25 protein-coding genes are annotated in these 18838 nt (G+C 72.7%); 13 read left to right on the forward strand and 12 right to left on the reverse strand.

Features of this window, described 5'->3' with window-relative positions:
• The first annotated feature begins 47 nt into the window (after nt 1–47).
• Both ABZU69_RS05165 and ABZU69_RS05170 read left to right on the forward strand, forming a co-directional pair.
• The gene (locus ABZU69_RS05165; protein WP_354963129.1) at nt 48–980 is read left to right on the forward strand and encodes a pseudouridine-5'-phosphate glycosidase; all 933 of its coding nucleotides are present in this window, start codon (nt 48–50) and stop codon (nt 978–980) included.
• Nucleotides 977–1876 carry a PfkB family carbohydrate kinase gene (locus tag ABZU69_RS05170; RefSeq protein WP_354963130.1) on the forward strand — a complete coding sequence of 300 codons (900 nt, stop codon included), beginning with the start codon at nt 977–979 and terminating at the stop codon, nt 1874–1876. Before ABZU69_RS05165 ends, ABZU69_RS05170 begins: the two co-directional genes overlap by 4 nt.
• 30 nt (nt 1877–1906) lie before the next feature.
• Here the strand turns inward: ABZU69_RS05170 and ABZU69_RS05175 are convergent, their stop codons facing one another.
• Nucleotides 1907–2266 (reverse strand): DUF3099 domain-containing protein, encoded by a 360-nt coding sequence (locus tag ABZU69_RS05175; protein WP_354963131.1) that lies wholly within the window; start codon nt 2264–2266, stop codon nt 1907–1909.
• 104 nt (nt 2267–2370) lie between these two features.
• Between ABZU69_RS05175 and ABZU69_RS05180 the strand changes: the two genes are divergently transcribed.
• Together ABZU69_RS05180 and ABZU69_RS05185 are read left to right on the forward strand one after the other, a co-directional pair.
• The gene (locus tag ABZU69_RS05180; RefSeq protein ID WP_231930849.1) at nt 2371–2658 is read left to right on the forward strand and encodes a hypothetical protein; all 288 of its coding nucleotides are present in this window, start codon (nt 2371–2373) and stop codon (nt 2656–2658) included.
• 14 nt (nt 2659–2672) lie between these two features.
• Nucleotides 2673–2984: a hypothetical protein gene (locus tag ABZU69_RS05185; protein ID WP_354963314.1), complete on the forward strand. Its 312-nt coding sequence runs from the start codon at nt 2673–2675 to the stop codon at nt 2982–2984.
• Nucleotides 2985–3005: 21 nt separating this feature from the next.
• Here ABZU69_RS05185 and ABZU69_RS05190 read toward each other — a convergent pair whose 3' ends face one another.
• Complete coding sequence (locus ABZU69_RS05190; RefSeq protein WP_354963132.1) at nt 3006–3587, reverse strand: HhH-GPD-type base excision DNA repair protein; 582 nt, start codon at nt 3585–3587, stop codon at nt 3006–3008.
• 104 nt (nt 3588–3691) lie between these two features.
• On the opposite strand from ABZU69_RS05190, the gene ABZU69_RS05195 reads away from it, so the two are divergent.
• Together ABZU69_RS05195 and dtd are read left to right on the forward strand one after the other, a co-directional pair.
• The gene (locus tag ABZU69_RS05195) at nt 3692–5176 is read left to right on the forward strand and encodes a methyltransferase (protein WP_354963133.1); all 1485 of its coding nucleotides are present in this window, start codon (nt 3692–3694) and stop codon (nt 5174–5176) included.
• Nucleotides 5176–5598: a D-aminoacyl-tRNA deacylase gene (dtd, locus tag ABZU69_RS05200; RefSeq protein WP_354963134.1), complete on the forward strand. Its 423-nt coding sequence runs from the start codon at nt 5176–5178 to the stop codon at nt 5596–5598. The genes ABZU69_RS05195 and dtd overlap by 1 nt, the downstream gene beginning before the upstream one ends.
• Nucleotides 5599–5626: 28 nt before the next feature.
• On the opposite strand, the gene ABZU69_RS05205 is transcribed toward dtd, so the two are convergent.
• The gene (locus tag ABZU69_RS05205; protein ID WP_354963315.1) at nt 5627–6415 is read right to left on the reverse strand and encodes a sporulation protein; all 789 of its coding nucleotides are present in this window, start codon (nt 6413–6415) and stop codon (nt 5627–5629) included.
• A gap of 244 nt (nt 6416–6659) precedes the next feature.
• On the opposite strand from ABZU69_RS05205, the gene sigB reads away from it, so the two are divergent.
• From sigB to ABZU69_RS05225, 4 genes are all read left to right on the forward strand, one after another.
• Nucleotides 6660–7664 carry an RNA polymerase sigma factor SigB gene (sigB, locus tag ABZU69_RS05210; RefSeq protein WP_354963135.1) on the forward strand — a complete coding sequence of 335 codons (1005 nt, stop codon included), beginning with the start codon at nt 6660–6662 and terminating at the stop codon, nt 7662–7664.
• Nucleotides 7665–7786: 122 nt separating this feature from the next.
• Complete coding sequence (locus ABZU69_RS05215) at nt 7787–8164, forward strand: metalloregulator ArsR/SmtB family transcription factor (RefSeq protein ID WP_354963136.1); 378 nt, start codon at nt 7787–7789, stop codon at nt 8162–8164.
• Nucleotides 8161–8667, forward strand: a complete 507-nt coding sequence (locus ABZU69_RS05220) for an SRPBCC family protein (protein ID WP_354963137.1) — start codon at nt 8161–8163, stop codon at nt 8665–8667. Before ABZU69_RS05215 ends, ABZU69_RS05220 begins: the two co-directional genes overlap by 4 nt.
• Nucleotides 8664–9071, forward strand: coding sequence for a VOC family protein (locus ABZU69_RS05225; RefSeq protein ID WP_354963138.1), 408 nt, complete (start codon nt 8664–8666; stop codon nt 9069–9071). Before ABZU69_RS05220 ends, ABZU69_RS05225 begins: the two co-directional genes overlap by 4 nt.
• A gap of 84 nt (nt 9072–9155) precedes the next feature.
• Here ABZU69_RS05225 and ABZU69_RS05230 read toward each other — a convergent pair whose 3' ends face one another.
• The 3 genes from ABZU69_RS05230 to ABZU69_RS05240 are packed head-to-tail and all read right to left on the reverse strand — an operon-like array spanning nt 9156 to nt 13828.
• The gene (locus ABZU69_RS05230; protein ID WP_354963139.1) at nt 9156–11711 is read right to left on the reverse strand and encodes a GNAT family N-acetyltransferase; all 2556 of its coding nucleotides are present in this window, start codon (nt 11709–11711) and stop codon (nt 9156–9158) included.
• Between the two features lie 26 nt (nt 11712–11737).
• Nucleotides 11738–12919, reverse strand: a complete 1182-nt coding sequence (locus ABZU69_RS05235; protein WP_354963140.1) for an acetoin utilization protein AcuC — start codon at nt 12917–12919, stop codon at nt 11738–11740.
• 48 nt (nt 12920–12967) lie between these two features.
• Complete coding sequence (locus ABZU69_RS05240; RefSeq protein WP_354963141.1) at nt 12968–13828, reverse strand: sulfurtransferase; 861 nt, start codon at nt 13826–13828, stop codon at nt 12968–12970.
• 278 nt (nt 13829–14106) lie between these two features.
• Between ABZU69_RS05240 and ABZU69_RS05245 the strand changes: the two genes are divergently transcribed.
• Nucleotides 14107–14355 (forward strand): hypothetical protein, encoded by a 249-nt coding sequence (locus tag ABZU69_RS05245; protein ID WP_354963142.1) that lies wholly within the window; start codon nt 14107–14109, stop codon nt 14353–14355.
• Between the two features lie 73 nt (nt 14356–14428).
• Here ABZU69_RS05245 and ABZU69_RS05250 read toward each other — a convergent pair whose 3' ends face one another.
• Complete coding sequence (locus tag ABZU69_RS05250) at nt 14429–14662, reverse strand: hypothetical protein (RefSeq protein WP_354963143.1); 234 nt, start codon at nt 14660–14662, stop codon at nt 14429–14431.
• Between the two features lie 248 nt (nt 14663–14910).
• Between ABZU69_RS05250 and ABZU69_RS05255 the strand changes: the two genes are divergently transcribed.
• Entirely contained in the window at nt 14911–15120 is a 210-nt protein-coding gene (locus ABZU69_RS05255; protein ID WP_354963144.1) for a hypothetical protein, read from the forward strand.
• A gap of 23 nt (nt 15121–15143) precedes the next feature.
• Here ABZU69_RS05255 and ABZU69_RS05260 read toward each other — a convergent pair whose 3' ends face one another.
• Genes ABZU69_RS05260 through ABZU69_RS05270 form a run of 3 tightly spaced genes read right to left on the reverse strand, consistent with a single transcriptional unit; the run spans nt 15144 to nt 17092 of the window.
• Nucleotides 15144–15395, reverse strand: a complete 252-nt coding sequence (locus tag ABZU69_RS05260; RefSeq protein WP_354963145.1) for a hypothetical protein — start codon at nt 15393–15395, stop codon at nt 15144–15146.
• A gap of 9 nt (nt 15396–15404) precedes the next feature.
• Entirely contained in the window at nt 15405–15611 is a 207-nt protein-coding gene (locus ABZU69_RS05265) for a hypothetical protein (RefSeq protein WP_354963146.1), read from the reverse strand.
• Between the two features lie 26 nt (nt 15612–15637).
• The gene (locus tag ABZU69_RS05270; RefSeq protein ID WP_354963147.1) at nt 15638–17092 is read right to left on the reverse strand and encodes a recombinase family protein; all 1455 of its coding nucleotides are present in this window, start codon (nt 17090–17092) and stop codon (nt 15638–15640) included.
• Between the two features lie 80 nt (nt 17093–17172).
• On the opposite strand from ABZU69_RS05270, the gene ABZU69_RS05275 reads away from it, so the two are divergent.
• Nucleotides 17173–17871: a metal-dependent transcriptional regulator gene (locus ABZU69_RS05275; protein ID WP_354963148.1), complete on the forward strand. Its 699-nt coding sequence runs from the start codon at nt 17173–17175 to the stop codon at nt 17869–17871.
• A 31-nt stretch (nt 17872–17902) separates the two neighbouring features.
• Here the strand turns inward: ABZU69_RS05275 and ABZU69_RS05280 are convergent, their stop codons facing one another.
• Together ABZU69_RS05280 and ABZU69_RS05285 are read right to left on the reverse strand one after the other, a co-directional pair.
• The gene (locus ABZU69_RS05280; RefSeq protein WP_354963149.1) at nt 17903–18577 is read right to left on the reverse strand and encodes a hypothetical protein; all 675 of its coding nucleotides are present in this window, start codon (nt 18575–18577) and stop codon (nt 17903–17905) included.
• Complete coding sequence (locus ABZU69_RS05285; RefSeq protein WP_354963150.1) at nt 18574–18828, reverse strand: DUF5522 domain-containing protein; 255 nt, start codon at nt 18826–18828, stop codon at nt 18574–18576. Before ABZU69_RS05285 ends, ABZU69_RS05280 begins: the two co-directional genes overlap by 4 nt.
• Between the last annotated feature and the right edge of the window lie 10 nt (nt 18829–18838).

The following is an 18838-nucleotide window of genomic DNA, read 5'->3' on the forward strand; positions in this document are numbered from 1 at the left end:
GGGTCCACTTGAGGCCGGCCGCGGCCCCACCCCGTACCGTGCCCCCCGTGACTGACTTTCGCATCAGCTACGGCACCGAGGTGGCCGACGCCCTGCACGACGGCCGGCCCGTCGTCGCCCTGGAGAGCACCATCGTCTCGCACGGCCTGCCCCGGCCGGCGAACCTTCGGGTGGCTCGGGAGATCGAGCAGGCGGTCCGGGACGCCGGGGCGGTCCCGGCGACGATCGGCATGATCGGCGGCGAGCTGGTGGTCGGCCTGGACGACGCGCAGCTAACCCGCCTGGCCACCGTCGATGGAGTGACCAAGCTCTCCGTCCGCGACCTCGCGGTGGCGGCGGCGACCGGCGCGGACGGCGCCACCACCGTGGCCGCGACCAGTGCGGTGGCCGCCGCGGCCGGGATCGGGGTGTTCGCCACCGGAGGGCTCGGTGGGGTGCACCGGGAGGCCGCGCACACCTTCGACGAGTCGGCGGACCTGATCACCCTGGCCCGGACCCCGATCGCCGTGGTCTGCGCCGGGGTCAAGTCGATCCTCGACGTGGGCGCGACGCTGGAGCGGCTGGAGACCCTGGGGGTCGCCGTGGTCGGTTACCGCACCCGCCGGTTCCCCGGCTTCTACCTCACCGACGGAGGCTTCGACCTGGACTGGTCGGTCGACTCGGCGGAGCAGGTCGCCGCCGTGCTCGCCGCCCGTGACGGGCACGCCGTGCACGCCGGCGGCCTGATCGTCGCCAACCCGCTGCCGGTCGACGAGCAGCTCGACCCGGAGCTGCACGACCGGACCCTCACCGAGGGTCTGGCACTGCTGGAGCGGGACGGGGTGACCGGCAAGGCCGTCACCCCGTACCTGCTGGCGCATTTCCACTCGGCCACCGAGGGCGCGAGCCTGGCGGTGAACGTCCGGATCATCCTGCGCAACGCCGATCTGGCCGCGCGGATCGCGGTCGCCGCCGCTCGCGCCAACGCCGACCCGGCATGACCCGACCGGCCCGGGTGGTCGTCGTCGGGGACCTGATCACCGATGTGGTCGCGGTGCTGTCCGGCCCGCCCGCGGCGGGTTCGGACACCGCCGCCGACATCACTCTCGGCGGCGGCGGGCAGGCGGCCAACACCGCCGCCTGGATCGCCGCGCAGGGGGTGGACGTCACGCTCGTCGGCGCGGTCGGCAACGACGACGCGGGGCGCGACCGGGTGGCCGAGCTCGACCGTGCGGGGGTCGACTGCGCGGTCGACCGGGTCGAGGGCGTCCCGACCGGCACGGTGATCGTGCTGGCCACCGACGGCGAGCGCACGATGATCAGCCAGCGGGGCGCGAACCTGCGGCTCAGTGCCGAGCATGTCGAGCGGGCCCTCGCGGCGGTGCCCGACGCTGGGCACCTGCACCTGTCCGCGTACACCCTGCTGGACACCGAGTCGCGCGGCGCCGGGCTGCGGGCGCTGGCCGCCGCCCGCGAGCGCGGGCTCACCACCAGCGTCGACGCGGCCTCCGCGGCGCCGCTGCGGCGGGTCGGCGCGGCGGCCTTCCTGGGTTGGGTACGCGACGTCGACCTGCTGCTGGTGAACGCGGACGAGGCGACGGTGCTGGCCGGCGGGCTGGACCCGGCGGCGCAGGGGCGGGCGTTGTCGGCGACGGCCCGTCGGGTGGTGGTCAAGCGGGGCGCGGCCGGCGCGGTCTGGGTGGACCGCTCGGCCCCGGTCTGCGTGGCCCCGGCCCGGCGGGTGGCGGTGGTGGACGTCACCGGGGCGGGCGACGCCTTCGCGGCCGGTCTGCTCACCGCCTGGCTCGCCGGCGCCGCCCCGACCGCGGCGCTCAACCGCGCCGCCGACCTGGGGGCCGTGGCCGTCTCCACCGTCGGAGCCCGGCCACGGCCGTGACCTGCCGGACCCTGGCCCGCCCGTGGTGGGTCAGGGTTCGGCGTCGATGACCTTGTGCGGGCGTTCCTCGGCGGTGAGGCTCATCGGCGGGGTGTCGTCCTGCAGGCGGGGGTGGAACCGGTTGGCCAGCCGGTGCTGCTCCTTGGGCGGGCGGTCGTTGGCCAGCAGCACGGCCAGCCACGGGATGAGCACCATGCCGAGGGCGCACAACGGCAGCCAAAGCCAGAGCAGTGGGGCCTTCGCGCCGACCAGGATCGCGCCGAGAATGATGCACGCCACCCGGATGCCCATCATCAGCACATAGCGGCGCTGACGGCTGGTGAGCTGGTCGTTCTGGCTGCGCGAGGCGTCGGTGATCAGAAGCGGCTGGTACGCCTGACGCTTCACCATGAACCTCCTCGAGGGGATTACGACCCATCCTGTCACCGCGAGGCCGTGATCAGCGAAATTTGACTCATGCCGGTGCGTGTTACGCGCGTGGTACGCTCCGCGACGTGGGCAGCAGGTTCAGCTTCACCGACGAGGCGTTGGCCAACCTGAGGGTCTACGACGTCACGCCCGGGGAAGTCTGGGAGGCGCTGCACAGCGCCCGACGGGTGATCCGCCACCTGGGCGACGACGTGATGGTGGTCTACGCCGCCGCCCGGCGAGGCCGCCGACTGGCGGTGCTGCTCGCCGAGGCCGACGGCGCCGACAACGACTGGGACATCCTCTCCGCCCGGGAGCTGAGCGACGTCGAGTCCAAGCGCTACGACGAGGCCGTGCGGAGATCTCGCCGATGAGGAGGGCCGTGACGATGCACCGTAACGACGCGACCAAGCAGTTCCACAGCGGCGACGACCGGATCGCCGAGCTGATCGACCAGAGCCCGGCGGTGGACCTGCCCACCCCCGACACCGACGTGCCGATGGTGAGCCGGTCGGTCCGGCTGCCGCTGGAGACCTACGAGCGGGTGCGGGCCGCCGCCGACGCCCGCGGCCTCGGGGTCACCACGCTGATGCGGCAGTGGATCGAGGCTGGCCTGGCCGACCTGGACGACTCCACCACCGTCTCGCTCGCCGACGTCCGGCGCGCGCTGGCCTCGTTGGCCCACCCCACCGCCGCCTGAGCGAGCGCGCCGGCCGGGTCGTCAGCCGTCGGCTGACTTCGCCTTCGCGGCCGCCTTCATCTGCTGCTTGTACTCCCGCACCCTGCGCAGCGAGTCGGCGTCGGTGACGTCGGCCACCGACCGGTACGCGCCCGGGTCGCCGTAACCGCCCGCCGCCTCCCGCCAGTCCTGCGGGGTCACGCCGAACCGCTTGCCGAGCAGGGCCACGAAGATCTGCGCCTTCTGCTTGCCGAAGCCGGGCAGCTCGGCGACACGCCGGAACAGCTCCGGCCCGTCGGCGACGTCCGACCAGAGCCTCTCGGCCTCGCCGTCGTAGCGGTCCACCAGGACCTGACACACGTCCTGCACCCGCGCCGCCATCGCCTTCGGAAACCGGTGCAGGGCGGGCGGGGTGGCGAAGAGTGCGACCAGCGCCTCCGGGTCATACCCGGCCAGCTCCGCCGCGTCCAGGTCGTGGCCGAGCCGCTGCGCCAGCATGTACGGCGAGGAGAAAGCCTTCTCCATCGGCACTTGTTGATCAAGGACCATGCCGAGGAGCCTGGCCAGCGGGCTCCGCTCCAGCAGCCGGTTGGCCTCGGGGTCGATGGGCAGCACGAGCGTCATGACCCCATCCTGCCCGGCCGCCGACCCGGGACGAACACCGACGCTCCGGGTTCGATCCGGCGGGTGCCGCGGACCGGGCGCGCGGCGGGGGGCAGGATGGCGGTGTGGACGAACACGAAATGCTGCTCTCCCCTGCCGGCGTCGACGCGTTGCGCACCGCGCTGACCCGGGCCGGGTTCACCAGCAACGGGATCGCGGGTCGGCTCGGCTCGCAGGCCACCGGCGCGGTCGCGCGCAACGACTACCGGGCCGCGCTGAAGGCCACCGAGGAGCGCGACCCGCTCGGCACACTGATCCGGGTGTTCATCTGCGACCAGACCGAGTCGGAGGCGACCGTGGCCGCCGCGCTGGCTCCGCTGAGTGTGGCGGAGGCGGTGGCCGGTGGGCTGGTCGAGCGGCACGGCGACGGCCTGCGCGCCGGCGTCGACCTGGAGCCGTACGGCGACGACTGGTGGGTGCTCGCCGACGTGCCGGCCAGCGCCCGGCCGGGCCGACCGCTGCACTCCGAGCACGTGCTCGGCATCGGCGGGGCCACCCAGACCCTGATCGGCGCGACCGTCCGCCGGCCGGTCGACACCGCGCTGGATCTCGGCACCGGCTCCGGCATCCAGGCCCTGCACCTGGCCACCCACGCCGGCTCCGTGACCGCCACGGACCTCTCGGAGCGGGCCCTGCGCTTCGCCGCGACGACCGCCGCCCTCAACGGCCAGGACTGGGAACTGCTGCGCGGCGACATGGTCGCACCGGTCGCCGGCCGCCGCTTCGACCTGGTGGTGAGCAACCCGCCGTTCGTGGTCGGCCCCGGCACCACCACGCACGTCTACCGCGACTCCGGCCGGGTGGGTGACGCGATCGGCGCCGAGCTGGCCGCCGCCGCCCCCGGCCTGCTCACCGAGGGTGGCACCATGCAGTACCTGGCGAACTGGGTGCACGTCGCCGGTGAGGAGTGGGACGAGCGGGTGGCCGGCTGGTTCGCCGGGACCGGCCTGAACGCCTGGGTGATCCAGCGCGAGGTGGCCGACCCCATGGCGTACGTCAACCTGTGGCTCACCGATGTCGGCGAGAGCGCCGACCCGGAGCGGATGGCCGCCTGGCTGGACTGGTTCGACGCGCACAAGGTGGAGGCGATCGGCTTCGGCATCGTGTCCCTGCGCCGCGGCGGGCACGACGACCCGGTGGTCCGGGTGGAGGAGCTGCGCCAGCGGGTGCAGCCGCCGCTGGGCGACCAGGTCGCCGCCTGGTTCGACCGTCAGGACTTCCTGCGGGTACGCGACACCGAGGCGCTGCTCGCCGAGCGCTACCGGGCCGCCGACGGCCTCCAGCTGCGCCAGGAGGCCACCATGGGCGACGAGGGCTGGGCGGTGGACCGGCAGGTCCTCGCGATGCCGGACGGCCTGCGGTGGACCGAGGAGGTCGACCCGCTGGTGCTGGCGCTGGTCGGCGGGGCCGACGGCCGGCTGCCGCTACGTGACCAGCTCGCCCTGCTGGCGGCGGCGCACGAGGTCGAGCCGGACGAACTGGCCGAGGCGGCGGGGCCGATCGTCGCGCACCTGGTGGAGCGGGGCTTCATCGCGCCGGTGACCGGCTGATGCGGGCGGTGGTGCAGACGGTCGGCCGGGCCAGCGTGACGGTCGACGGCGCGGTGGTCGGCGCGATCGAGGACGGGTTGCTGGTGCTGCTCGGGGTGACCCACAGCGACACGCCGGAGACCGCCCGGACGATGGCCCGCAAGGTGCACGAGCTGCGGATCCTCGACGACGAGCGGTCCGCGGCCGACACCGGTGCGCCGGTCCTGGTGGTCAGCCAGTTCACCCTCTACGGCGACGCCCGCAAGGGCCGCCGTCCGAGCTGGACGGCCGCCGCCCCGGCCGAGGTGGCCGAACCGCTGGTCACGGCCGTCGTCGAGGCGCTCCGCGAGCGCGGTGCCAAGGTGGAGACCGGCCGCTTCCGCGCCCACATGCTCGTCGAGAGCACCAACATCGGCCCCCGCACCATCCTCCTGGACCTCTGATCGGCGGGGCCGGGGGCCGAGGGGTGGGTCAGGAGAAGAGGCCGCGGCGGGACAGGGACTGGCGGAGCCAGCCGTCGAGTTCGGCGGTCCAGTCGGTGCGGTCGGCGGTGGCGTGGTCGACCGTGAAGCGGCCGAAGGCGTCCCGACCCTCGGTGAAGACGCCGCCGCGCTTGTCGACCTCCAGCACCACCTGCATCTGCTGCCCGTCGGCGATGAAGGTGACCTCCAACTGGTTGATCGAGCGGGCGTACTGCGGCGCCGGGTTGAACTCGATCTCCTGGTAGAACGGCAACGTCTGCCGGACGCCGTAGATGTGCCCACGCTCCACATCAGCGCGGGCGAACCGAAACCCCAGGCGCAGCAACGCGTCGAGCAGCCGCTCCTGTGCCGGCAGCGGGTGCACCGAGACCGCGTCCAGGTCACTCTTGTCTACCGCGCGGGCCACCTCCAGCTCCGTACGCAGCCCCATCGTCATGCCGTGCAGATGCTGCCCGTACAGCTCGGTGACCGGTGTCTCCCAGGGCACGTCGAAGCGGAACGGGATGTCGTGTCGCTGCCCGGGCTCCAGCCGGAACGCACCGGTGACCTGCTGGCGGTGGAACTCCTGAGTGGTGTCGTAGTCGTTGTCGCCGCTCTCCACCTCCACCCGGGTGACCAGCCCCAGCGCCACGTGGTCGATGTCGACCTGGTGGTCACCGCCGATGACCTGGATACGGCCCTCCAACTGGCCGCCCGGTCGGCAGTTCGGGTTGGTGAGCACCGTCTCCACCGACGGGCCGCCGACCCCCATCGCCTGCATGAGCCGCTTGAAGACCACGTCGTTCTCCATCTCCTGTCGCCGCCGACCGTGGGTGGCCGACCGTCGGCACGGTAGCCGGGGCGGGCAAGGACACACCGGGGCGACACACTCCCGCCCCGATCCGACCGGATTCCTGTCGGGTGCCCGATCGCCTCACTCCCGTTTTACGCCCCGCCCGCCAAGCTGTGGGTCACACCGGCACCACTGGGCCGGAGACACGGCACAGACGTGGACACGGGGAGAGACAGAGATGGTCCTGCAGATGACGGAAAACCGGACGCGCCCGGCCGCCAGCACCGACACCGACGGGGTCACCGAGGTCCTCGTCGACCTGGACGCCACCGACGAGCGCGGCATCTCCACCGACCTGGTCCGGGCCTACCTCAACGGGATCGGCCGGACGAAGCTGCTGACCGCGGCTCAGGAGGTCGACCTGGCCCGCCGGATCGAGGCCGGCCTGTTCGCCGACGAGAAGCTGGCCACCTGCACCCCCGTCTCACCGGAGCTGCGGGCCGATCTGGAGCTGATCGTCGCGGAGGGCCGGGCGGCCAAGAACCACCTGCTGGAGGCGAACCTGCGGCTGGTGGTCAGCATCGCCAAGCGCTACACCGGACGCGGGATGGCGTTTCTCGACCTGATCCAGGAGGGCAACCTCGGCCTGATCCGCGCGGTGGAGAAGTTCGACTACGCCAAGGGCTACAAGTTCTCCACGTACGCCACCTGGTGGATCCGGCAGGCGATCACCCGCGCGATGGCCGACCAGGCCCGCACCATCCGCATCCCGGTGCACATGGTGGAGCAGGTCAACCGGATGGTCCGGGCCCGCCGCGAGCTGGCGGTGACGCTGGGCCGCGAACCCACCGTCGCGGAGGTCGCCCGGGCGCTGGACATCCCCGAGTTCCAGGTCATCGAGCTGATCTCGTACGACCGGGAGCCGGTCAGCCTGGACCAGGCCGTCGGCGACGATGGCGAGAGCGCGCTGGGCGACTTCGTGGCCGCGGTGGACCCGCGCGTTGAGCCGGGTGACGCGGCCGCGCAGGGCGAGCTGCGCAACGAGGTGAGCATCGTGCTGGCCACTCTCTCCCAGCGGGAGCAGGCGGTCATCCGGCTCCGGTTCGGGCTGGACGACGGCCGGCAGCGCACCCTGGACGAGGTCGGCCGGGAGTTCGGCCTGTCTCGGGAGCGGATCCGGCAGATCGAGAAGGTGACGCTGCTGAAGCTGCGCGCGCCGGAGCGCGCCCAGCGCCTGGAGGCGTACGCCTGCTGACGCACCGGTCCCACGGAAGGCCCTGGCGGTTCGCCGGGGCCTTCCGTGTTGTCGAGGTGCTTGACGGTGACGTCGATCCGCGATACAAACCACTTGGTTATGAAACCAGGAGGTTATGAGCGGTGGGCACCGAACTGCTGGACGCGACGTTCGCGGCGCTGGCCGATCCGACCCGGCGGGCCATCCTCGCCCGGCTCGCCAGAGGTGCGGCGACCGTGACGGAGCTGGCAGAGCCCTTCGCGATGAGCCAGCCGGCCATCTCCAAGCACCTCAAGGTGCTGGAACGCGCTGGCCTGGTCAGCCGCGGGCGGGACGCCCAGCGCCGGCCGTGCCGACTGGAGGCCCGACCGCTGCGGGAGGCGACGGCCTGGCTCGCCAATTACCGCGACTACTGGGCGGAGAGTTACCAGCGCCTCGATGCCCTGCTCGACGAACTCCAGGCCGTCGAGGAAACCGCCGCCGAGCACCGGCACGCCCAACCGGACGGGACCGACGGATGACGGGCGTCGACGACCCGGTCGTCGTGCACACCCCCGGCGACCGGGAGATCGTGCTGAGTCGGCTGTTCGACGCGCCGGCACACCTGGTGTTCGCCGCCTTCACCCAGCCCACACTGCTGGTTCGGTGGTACGGCGCGCGCGGCTGGCGGCTGGCGGAGTGCGACGTCGACCTGCGGGTCGGCGGGCGGTGGCGGTTCGTGTCACTGGGCCCGCAAGGGGCCCGGATGGTCCAGGCTGGGGTCTACCGGCAGATCGAGCCACCGCACCGGCTGGTCTGCACCGAACTCTTCGACGACCAGTCCTACCCGGGCGAGACGCTGGTCAGCCACGCGTTCACCGAGCTGGCCGGACGGACGACCGTCACCACCACGCTGCGCTACGCCACCCCCGAGGGACGGGACACCGTGCTGCGCTACCCGATGGCCCGAGGCGTCGGGCAGAGCTTCACGCGGCTCGCCGACCTGCTGCGCCTGACAACGACGATGCGAGGAGAGACACCGTGAACTGGACGTTGGAAGTGGTGGTCGTGCCGGTCTCCGATGTGGACCGGGCGAAGACGTTCTACGCCGACCGGCTCGGCTTCGCCGTCGACCACGACACGGTGATCGGCGACGACGTGCGAATCGTCCAGCTGACCCCGCCCGGCTCCGGCTGCTCCGTCGTGATCGGCAAGGGCGCCGTCCCGGACATGCCGCCGGGTTCCCTCAAGGGCCTGCAACTGGTGGTGCCCGACCTGGAGCGGGCCCGCACCGAGCTGGTCGAACGGGGTGTGGAAGTCAGCGAGATCCAGGTGTTGGGCGCCAACCCGAGCCCCACGCCGCACCCGCTGGACAACGTCGGCTTCGTCTTCTTCACCGACCCCGACGGCAACGCCTGGGCCATCCAGCAGATCTCCAGCCGCGCCTGATCCGCCGCACGCCCGCGCTCGCCCGCCAGCCCTGGTTAACAAGGGGCCCTTCCTCTACCGGAGGCGTTAAGAAGGTGCAATTCCTTACAAGCGGCGGGGGCCGGTGTCCGGGCGGGCGGCCACGCCGCCGACCTGCACCTGCGCGTGCAGGACCGAGATGCCGTCCGGGCGGGCGAGCACCGGGTTGAGGGTCAGCGACCGCACCCGGGGCTGCTCGTCGGCGAGCTGACCGACCCGCAGCAGCAGATCCGCCAGGGCCGCCCGGTCGACCGGGGCGGCGCCCCGGTGCCCGCGCAGCAGCGGCGCCGCCCGCGGCTCGTCGACCAGCTCGGCGGCGTCCCGGTCGGTCAACGGCACCGCACGCCAGGCCCGGTCGCCGAGCAACTCGGTGGCGACGCCGCCCAGACCGAAGCCGACAACCGGCCCGAACGCCGGATCCTCCACCAGCTCCACCACGCAGGCCACGCCGGGCGCAACCATCGGCTGCACCAGGACGTCCGCGCCGAAGACGGCCGCCAACTCGGCGTACGCCCGGCCGACCGCCGGCTCGTCGGGCAGGTCCAGCCGGACCGCGCCGAGGTCGAGCCGGTGCCGCAGCCCCGGCGCGGCAGCCTTGAGCGCCACCGGGAAGCCCAACCGCACCGCCGCGTCGACCGCGCCGTCGACCGAGTCGACCGGCACCGACGCCACGACGTCGACGCCGTACGCGGCCAGCAGCGCGATCGGGTCGGTGGCGTCGGCGCGCAGCGCGGCCGGTGCGGCAGCCCGGTCGATCCGGGGCAGCTCGGGTGCCACCCCGGGCTGCCGGCGCAGCCACTCGGCGTACCGGTGCACCCGGGCGAGGGCACGCACCGCCTCCTCCACGCCGCCGTACGCCGGCACCCCCGCCGGCAGCCGGCCGACCAGGACGGTCGCCACGGTCGGCTTGCCCAACGCGAGCACCGCCGGCAGCGCGGCGGTGACGTCGGCGTCCACACCGGTCAGCTGGCCGGGCAGCGGCGGGGCGAAGACGACCACCAGGGCGTCCACCCGGTCGTCGCCGGCCGTCTCGGCCAGCGCGGTCGCGAACTCGGCAGCGCCGGCGTGCGGCCCGACGTCGCGGGGGTACCCGTCGACGACGGTGAGGCCGTGCCCGGCGCAGGCGCTGGCGGCCAGGCCGGTGAGTGCCGAGGAGTTGCCGACCACGCCGACCCGGCCACCGGCGGGCAGCGGCTGGTTGGCCAGCAGCACCCCCACGTCGAGCAGCTCCGGCACCGTGTCCACCCGGATCACCCCGGACTGGGCGAAGAGCGCGGCCACGGCCACCTCGTCCGGGCCGGCGGTGTCGCCCACCCCGACCGGGCGGGCCGGCGAGGCGAGCGCCACGACCGGTTTGGCCCGGCCGATCCGCCGGGCCAGCCGGGCGAACTTACGCGGATTGCCGAACGTCTCCAGGTACAACATGATCACGTCGGTGGCGGGGTCGTCCTGCCAGTACTGCAGCAGGTCGTTGCCGGACACGTCCGCCCGGTTGCCGGCCGAGACGAAGCTGGACAGCCCCAGGCCGCGCCGGTCAGCCTCGGCGAGCAACGCCACCCCGAACGCGCCGGACTGGCTGAAGATGCCGACCCGTCCGGCCGGCGGCAGCGCCGGGGCGAGGGTGGCGTTGAGGCGTACCGCCGGGTCGGTGTTGGCCACGCCGAGACAGTTCGGGCCGACCACCCGCATCCCGGCGGCGTGCGCCGCCCGGACCAGAGCCCGCTGCGCCGCCGCGCCCTCGGCGCCGGCCTCGGCGAAGCCGGCGGAGATGACCACCAGGCCGTGCACCCCGGCGACCGCGGCGTCGGCCACCACCGCGGTCGCCGCCTCCGGCGGCACCGCCACCACCGCCAGGTCCACCGGCACCCCGGCCTCGACCGCCGACGGGTACGCGGGCAGCCCCGCCACGGTCGACGCACTCAGGTGCACCGGCACCACCGCGCCGGTGAAGCCGCCGTCGCGCAGGTGCCCGAGCACCGCCGCGCCGACGCCCTGGCCGGTCGCGCTCGCACCGTAGACGGCGATGCCGCGCGGGGCGAGCAGCCGGGCGATCGAGCGGGCCTCGGTACGGTGCTCCCGGCCGCGCTGCACCTCCAGCGTGGCCTCGGTGGGCGCGATCGGGAAGTTGAGGTGCACCACCCCGTCGGCGAACTCGCGCTGGACCTGGTAACCGAAATCGGCGAAGACCCGCAGCATCTGCCCGTTGGCCGGCAGCACCTCGGCGACGAAGCTCATGATGCCGTTGCGCCGTGCGGCGTCGGCCAGGTGCTCCATCAGCACCGAGCCGATGCCCCGGCCCTGGTGGGCGTCCTCCACCACGAAGGCGACCTCCGCCTCCGGGGCCTGCGGGCCCAGTCGTTCGTAGCGGCCGACCGCGACGATCCGGTCGCCGGCCAGCACCACAAACGCCTCCCGATCGTGGTGGTCGACCGTGACGAAGCGGATCAGATCCCGCTCGGGGATGCGCGGGTACGGCGAGAAGTAGCGCAGGTAGCGGGTGCGTTCGGAGAACCGGCCGTGCATCGCCACGACGGCCGGCGCGTCATCCGGCCTGATTGGTCGCAACTGGACGGTGCTGCCGTCGCTGAGCAGCACGTCCACCGGCTGGTCCACGGTGGTCACCGGCGCGGTCCTCCCCCGGGCCCGGCTCAGTCCCGCGGATCGTACGGGTCGAGCCCGAGCAGCGGGAAGACCGTCTTGCGGGTGGCCGCGATCGCCCGGTCCACCGCGTTCGGCTCGCCGGTCGGCTGCCACGGCTCGTACGACGGGTCCGCGTCGTCGGTCATCCGCAGCGGCACCTCCCGGCCCGGACCACGGGCGGCGGCCAGTGCCCGCCAGGCCGGCGGAGTGAGCGTGGCCGGGTCGAGCGGGTCAGCGGTGGCCACTGCCAGCAGGTGGCTCCAGGCCCGGGGCACCACCTCGACCAACGCGTACCCGCCGCCGCCGGTGGCGACCCAGCGGCCGTCGCACAACTCGTCGGCGAGCGCCCGCAGCGCGACGTAGGTGGCTCGCTGCCCATCCACCGTGAGGTTCAGGTCGGCGAGCGGATCCAGCCGGTGCCCGTCGGCGCCGCACTGGCTGACCAGCACCTGCGGCCGGAACGCACGCAGCACCGACGGCACGATCGCATGGAACGCCCGCTGCCAGCCGGTGTCGTTGACGCCGGGCGGCAGGGGCATGTTGACCGCGGTGCCCTGCGCGCCCGGCCCACCCGTCTCGTCCGGGAAACCGGTGCCCGGGAAGAGCGCGAGCGGGGTCTCGTGCACGCTGACCGTGAGCACCCGAGGGTCGTCCCAGAACATCTGCTGCACCCCGTCGCCGTGGTGCACGTCCACATCCACGTACGCGATCCGCTCGGCGCCCAGGTCGAGCAGGCGGGCGATGGCCACCGCCGGGTCGTTGTAGACGCAGAAACCGGAGGCTCGGGCGGGCATCGCGTGGTGCAGGCCACCGGCCACGCTCACCGCCCGCCGCGCCTCACCGCGCCAGACCGCCTCCGCGGCGGCCACCGTGGCGCCGGCGACCAGCGCGCTGGACTCGTGCATCCCGTCGAAGACCGGGTTGTCGGAGGTGCCCAGCCCGTACCCGGCGAAGAGCGGGTCGCGCGGCGCGGCGCGCACCGCGGCCAGGTAGGCCGGGTGGTGCACCCGGGTGAGCAGGGCGTCGTCGGCGGGCTCCGGCTTGACCAGGCGGACCCCGGGGCGGTCCAGGATGCCCAGCTCACGGGCGAGCGCGACGGTCAGCTCCACCCGGACGGGGTCGAGCGGATGGTCACCCATGTCGTAGGCGAGCAGCGACTCGTCCCACACCACCACAGTGTCGTCGGACATGAGCCCATCGTCGCACGAGGACCGTCGCCGGCCCACCACACGCGCTGCTCAGGGGCCGGGTGTCGGCCCGGAGGCAACCGGCCGGGTCGGGTCGGCCACCCAGTTGCTCCACGATCCGACGTAGAGCGCCGCGTCCGGTCGGCCCGCCAGGTGCAGCGCGAGCACGGCCTGCGCGGCGGTCACCCCGGAGCCGCAGTACGCCCCCACCGACCGCGCCCCGGTCACCCCGGCGGCGGCGAACCGCTCGCGCAGCACGTCGGCGGCCGGGAAACGCCCGTCCGGGTCGACGTACTCTCCGGCGGGCAGGTTCGCCGCGCCCGGGACGTGCCCGGCGACCGGATCGATCGGCTCGACCTCACCCCGGTAGCGGGGCGCGGCCCGCACGTCGAGCAGTACGGCGTCGTCCGCGGCCGCCAGCGCGGCGGCCTGCCCGGCGTCGAGCACCGGAAGATCGCCGGGGCGCACCTCGACGTCGCCGGGGGCCGGGGTGGGCTTCGCGGTGGAGACGGGTCGACCGGCGGCGACCCAGGCCGGGTAGCCACCGTGCAGCACGCGGACGGGGCGGTGCCCGGCCCAGCGCAGCATCCACCAGGCCCGGGCGGCGGCCAGCCCGTCGCCGCCGTCGTACACCACCACGGGGTGACCGGCCCGGACGCCGGCGGCCCGCAGCGCGGCCTGCAACGCGGCCGGGTCGGGCAGCGGGTGCCGGCCGCCCGCACCGGGCGGCCCGCAGAGCGCGGTGTCCAGGTCGACGAAGACCGCGCCGGGCAGGTGACCGGCCAGGTAGTCGTCGCGGCCGGGCGGGCCGGCGAGCCGCCAGCGGACGTCGAGCAGGGTGGGCGGGTCGGCGCGGTCGAGCTCGGCGGCGAGCCGCTCGACCTCGACCAGCGGCTCCTGATTACCGGACATGGCGACCATCCAACACCATGCCGGTCGTCGGTTCGCGGGTCGGCGGCGGTCGATCGCCCGTTCTACTAGGTACAGGGAGTCACGATGAGCAACCTTCCGCAGAGCGTCCGGGACCACTTCCGCAACCTCGGCCGCGAGTACGGCCAGCGACTGGCGGCGCAGGAGAAGCAGAGCGCGCAGGGCAGCCGGGAGCGCCGCTAGCGTTTTCGCTGGCCAGAGGCAGTGGGGCGGGTCACCTACCGTGCATATCCACGCGAGCCGGGCGTATCCTTCCCCGCGTGTGGCAGCTCACGGTAGGTGACCTCGCGTACTGGCTCGACGATGACCGGCACCCTGTCCGGTGCCGCGTCGAGCTGGTGACCGACACGCGCGCCTACCTGCGAGCCACGGCCAGCGAGCACGGCCGGCGCAAGGGCGAGGTCTGGTTCGAGGGGCGGTTCACCCGGCGCGTCGCTCCGCGGCCCGCGCTCTACATCCACGAGGGCAAAGGGCACTTCGACTGGAGTCGGGTCCGCTTCGCCGCCTGACTTTCCAAACGGAAAAAGGGCACCAAAAAGGAGGCCCCAAGCCGCGATGGCCAGGGACCTCCTTCGTCTTGCGCTATTGGGTCTCGTCCGCAGAGTGCCGGCGCGGGTTGGTCCAAGCGATGAACCTGTCGAACAAGTCCTGGGAGTCGGGCGGAGTGTCCGGGTGCAGGCGGATCAGGTCGCCGACCGCGTCGTGTAGGTAGCTGCCCATGTAGATCGACAGGGCGATCATGTTCCGCCGGTATTCCATCAGCATCAGCAGCCGGGACGGCTCGCACGGCCACGGGTCACCGCAGAGACCCTGCACTGCCAGATCGGTCGCTGCGGGATGTGCGGGCGGTTCGGCGCCAGTCGACGCGGGTCGACGTAGGGGCGGACGACTTCCGGCTGGCCGGACATGTAGTGCGAACTTCGGTTGCTCAGCTCCATGCCCTACAGGTTGACAGTCGTCAGTGATGGCCGTCAACAACCGACGGGACAGTCGTCAGTGATGGCCGCCAGCAGTGATCGACGTTGTCTTCACGTAGCACTCCGCACATGTCTACCGTCAATGACGTGGAACTGGTGGGAGTCGCGGAGATCCGCGTGATGTTGGGTGGCGTGTCCCGTCAGCGTGCCCATGTGATCGCCTCCTCGAAGGGGTTCCCTGACCCGATCGCTGAGCTGACCATGGGCAACGTGTGGCGCAAGGCCGACGTGGGGAAGTGGATCAAGGATCACCGGCCGGAGCTGCTGGAAACGCAAGAAGGCCCGACCCCCGAGTAGGGAGCCGGGCCTTCTGGGTAGCGCTATGCGGTGACGCTGATGCTGGCGGGCTCCGCCGGCAGGCGCAGGGTACGGGCCAGCTCGGCGATGCCGGCCGTCCCGATCGCGCGGGCCTCCTCCTCCGACTCAGCGGTCACCGAGGCGGTGATCCGGGTCTTGCTTTCCCCGTCCACCGTCATGCTGGCCAACTCCACGCGCTCGTCGATCCGCCCACCGTCCAGGTGCGGCTCGATGGGCGCCCCTCGGTACTCGACCGCCATCCCCCACGTCTTCATGCCCCGATCCTACTTCTTGGGCTTCGGGCAGGACACGATCTGCGCCTCGGCCTTGTCGTCCGGGCTGAAGGAGAACGGCGTGCCGCTCGGCCCGGTGCCCGTCACCAGCGCCCGCGTGCGCCACTTGCCGGGCGAGCAGAACCAGATGCGGTGGGTGCAGGAGATCCACGCGCCGGCCGGCGGGATCTCCTCGCAGACCCCCGAGGTAACTGCCATCCTTCGATCTATCCGGAAGGCCAGGCTCAGCCGCGAGGAGCGATAACCACCGAGTCAATCGGCGGCCCGTCCACTCCGTTGCTACCGCCCTTCCCTACTGGCTTGACGATGATCCGCTTGACGTACCGACCCAGGATCTCCCTGCGGTGGTGCAACGTCTCCGGGTCATCGTCAAGCCAGTCTTCTAGTTCCTGGTCCTTGTCGACCGGGATCGCCGCAGCCTCCCTGGCCAGCTCCCCCTGCTTGGAGCGCAGCGCTTGGATCTGCTCCCGCATCGGGATGATCTCCTCCAGGGCCTCATCGTCAGTGAAGACGCCCTTGACCAGCGCGCTCCGCACCCGCTTGATCGCCGCCTCCAGCTCCTGAATCTCCGCCTCCAGGACAGGGTTAGGGTCGCCCGCATCCTCGCCTTCAGGGACACTCAGGCGGCCCTCAATGGCGCCGGCCACCCACTCCCTGACCACCAGCTCCAGCCACGGACGCTGACGCGAGACCTGGCCGCACCCGCCCCTCTGCTTGATGCAGATGTAGCGGTTGAAGCTGCCGGTCTTGCCCTCGGGGGCGACGTAGACCTGAGCGGACATCGGGGTGCCGCACATGCAGTACACGAACCCCGGCAGCAGGTACTTCCGAGCCCTCGGGGGTCCGCCCTTGCCCCTGCCGCCCCGAGTGCCCAGAGCCGCGACGATGGCCTCATGGTCCGCGCGGGTGAAGATGGCAGGCCATTTGCCCACCCCGACGATCTCGCCGTCGTGCGACACAAGGCCGGCGATGCGAGGGTTGCGCAGAGTTCGGGCCACGTTGCCGTCGTTATTCCACTCCTTGCCCAGCGGAGTGAGAACGCCCATGCTCTGCCAAAGCTGCCGGACCTTGGACACCTTGCCGGTCTGGAGCAGGACATCCCTGCCGTCCTTGAGGGCCTTCTCGGCAATCGGGTCCTTCTCCCGGCAGTACCCGAGCGGCGAGTCGTGGACGTAGCCGAACGTCCGGGAGCCCCCGTGCAGCTCGCCGGCCTCCCGGCGCCGCCTGGCGGCCCGCTCGACACGCTCTCCGGTCCGCTCGGCCTCCGCGGCGTCAACCGCTGCTTTGATCCGGGCGACCATGCGGCCATCGGCGGTCGACAGGTCGTCGTTGCCGCTCTTGACGGTATAGAGCAGCGTCCCCCTGGCGTCGTGCAGCGTGATCAGCCGCTCAAGCTCCATCGGGCGACGGGTGAACCGGCTGTTGCTCAGCGAGACGAGCACATCGAGCGAGCCGGCCTCGGCCTGCTCCATCATCTCCTCGAACCGCGGCCGGGGCTTCTTGGCCTTGGTGCTGGCCGACAGGTCGTTGTCGACGAAGACTTCAGCCACCTCCCACCCGAACGCCGCCACCAGCTCCCGGCAGTCGGCCTCCTGATCCGTGACGCCCTTCTCCTCGGACTCTCGGTCCTCGCTGATCCGGCAGTAGATGCCGCACCTCAGCGGTACAGGCTCACCCACGGCTGCCTCCGGGGTGGTGGTGGTCGATCGTCGGTCGATCGTGAGACACTAGAGCCTCCGGTAACGGTCCTCGCTAACAGGTGATGAAGATAAACGCTCACTCGCTCGTCGACACGACCGAAATGTACCTGCGCACCATCCTCGAGTTGGAGGAGGAGGGTGTGCCCCCGCTGCGCGCCCGGATCGCCGAGCGACTGAAGCAGAGCGGTCCCACCGTGAGCCAGACCGTCGCCCGGATGGAGCGCGACGGCCTGCTCACCGTCGAGGGCGACCGGCACCTGATGCTCACCGTCCAGGGTCGCGGCACCGCCGTGTCCGTGATGCGCAAGCACCGCCTCGCCGAGCTGCTGCTGGTCAACGTCATCGGGATGCCCTACGAGGAGGCCCACGAGGAGGCCTGCCGCTGGGAGCACGTGATGAGCGACGCCGTGGAGAAGCGGGTGTACGACCTGCTCAATCGGCCGACCCGCTCCCCGTACGGCAACCCGATCCCGGGCCTGGAGGAGCTGGGCTCGCCGGAGGCGGCGCCCGCCGAGGCCGGCGAGGGTGAGCGCAACCTGGCCTTCCCCGGTCTCTCCGGGCCGGTCGTGGTGCGCCGGATCTGCGAGAGCGTGCAGACCAACGCCGACGTGCTGCGCCAGCTGCACGCCGCCGGCGTCGACCCGGGCGCCACGGTGACCGTGGCCCAGGAGCGCGACGGCGTGTCGATCGACCGCTCCGGGGACCGGGTCCGGCTGCCCCGCGAGGTCGCCTCCCGGGTCTTCGTCGCCGCCAACTGACCAACCGCCGGCCAGGAGGGCGACCCGGGCGTCACAGCGTCCGGGTGTTCACCTTCTTGGCCAGCGCGACCAGGTCACCGGTCAGTTTCTCGGCCGCCGAACGTTGGGCACCGCGCGCCGCCGTCCAGCTCAGCGTTGCCAGCCGCCCCTCGCTGGCCAGCCACCCCACCTCGGCGACCGGCCCGCGCCCGCTCGCCGCCGCGATGGTCCGCCGGTACGCCTGCTGACCCAGCCCGGTCACCTTCGTCGCCTTGTCGGGCACCACGTCCGCACCGAAGGTGGCCTTGTCGATCTTGGTGTCGGTCACGCTCAGCGTCAGCTCCGGCAGCGCCGCGCGCTCGGCCCGGACGACGCAGGTGAACGTGTCGCCCCGTTCGCTGGCGGCCGCCACGTCGAAGCGCACCTTGACCAGCTGCTCGATGACCGTGAAGTCGAGCAGGCGGCAGGCGCCGCCCGACGACGCCGCCGGCACGTCCACCGCGATCGGTGCCGGCGGTGGCACCGCCACCGGCTCGGCCTCGGCGGCGCAGCCGCTCACCAGCAGCGCCGCCAGCCCGGCGACCACGATCCGCCCGCGCACGCTCCACCCTCTCGCCGACCGACGGCGGAAGGTGCCCGCCAGATGTCCGTCGGACACCGTACGGGGTGTCCGGGCCCGGCGGAAGCCCTCGTTCGGCGGGTCCGCCGCGACCTGGCCGGCGCTCATCCGGCCGGCCGGTCGTCCGCGTACGGGCAGTGCCGGCAGCCGCGTCCGCAGCAGGTGCCGCGGCCGGCCAGGAAACCGGCGCTGAGCACGAACAGCCCGGTCGCCGGGTCGAGATAGCCCGCCTCCCCGGCGGCGAGCGCGGCCGTGTGCGCCGCGAGGATCCGGGGCCGGTCGGGGTGCTCGGGCGGCAGCCGGGACGGGTGCGGCTCGGTGAGCGGCCGGTCGGCCAGGGGTCGTCGCTCTCCGGTCACCGCAGCAGTC

Source organism: Micromonospora sp. NPDC005206, from assembly GCF_040608175.1.
Lineage (GTDB): Bacteria > Actinomycetota > Actinomycetes > Mycobacteriales > Micromonosporaceae > Micromonospora.

What these genes read in the sequence shown, in the direction of transcription:
- ABZU69_RS05170 (WP_354963130.1), top strand. Translation starts at nt 977, where the DNA reads ATGACCCGACCGGCCCGGGTGGTCGTCGTCGGGGACCTGATCACCGAT.
- ABZU69_RS05175 (WP_354963131.1), bottom strand. Translation starts at nt 2,266, where the DNA reads ATGGTGAAGCGTCAGGCGTACCAGCCGCTTCTGATCACCGACGCCTCG.
- ABZU69_RS05185 (WP_354963314.1), top strand. Translation starts at nt 2,673, where the DNA reads ATGCACCGTAACGACGCGACCAAGCAGTTCCACAGCGGCGACGACCGG.
- ABZU69_RS05190 (WP_354963132.1), bottom strand. Translation starts at nt 3,587, where the DNA reads ATGACGCTCGTGCTGCCCATCGACCCCGAGGCCAACCGGCTGCTGGAG.
- dtd (WP_354963134.1), top strand. Translation starts at nt 5,176, where the DNA reads ATGCGGGCGGTGGTGCAGACGGTCGGCCGGGCCAGCGTGACGGTCGAC.
- sigB (WP_354963135.1), top strand. Translation starts at nt 6,660, where the DNA reads ATGACGGAAAACCGGACGCGCCCGGCCGCCAGCACCGACACCGACGGG.
- ABZU69_RS05220 (WP_354963137.1), top strand. Translation starts at nt 8,161, where the DNA reads ATGACGGGCGTCGACGACCCGGTCGTCGTGCACACCCCCGGCGACCGG.
- ABZU69_RS05235 (WP_354963140.1), bottom strand. Translation starts at nt 12,919, where the DNA reads ATGTCCGACGACACTGTGGTGGTGTGGGACGAGTCGCTGCTCGCCTAC.
- ABZU69_RS05240 (WP_354963141.1), bottom strand. Translation starts at nt 13,828, where the DNA reads ATGTCCGGTAATCAGGAGCCGCTGGTCGAGGTCGAGCGGCTCGCCGCC.
- ABZU69_RS05260 (WP_354963145.1), bottom strand. Translation starts at nt 15,395, where the DNA reads ATGAAGACGTGGGGGATGGCGGTCGAGTACCGAGGGGCGCCCATCGAG.
- ABZU69_RS05265 (WP_354963146.1), bottom strand. Translation starts at nt 15,611, where the DNA reads ATGGCAGTTACCTCGGGGGTCTGCGAGGAGATCCCGCCGGCCGGCGCG.
- ABZU69_RS05280 (WP_354963149.1), bottom strand. Translation starts at nt 18,577, where the DNA reads ATGAGCGCCGGCCAGGTCGCGGCGGACCCGCCGAACGAGGGCTTCCGC.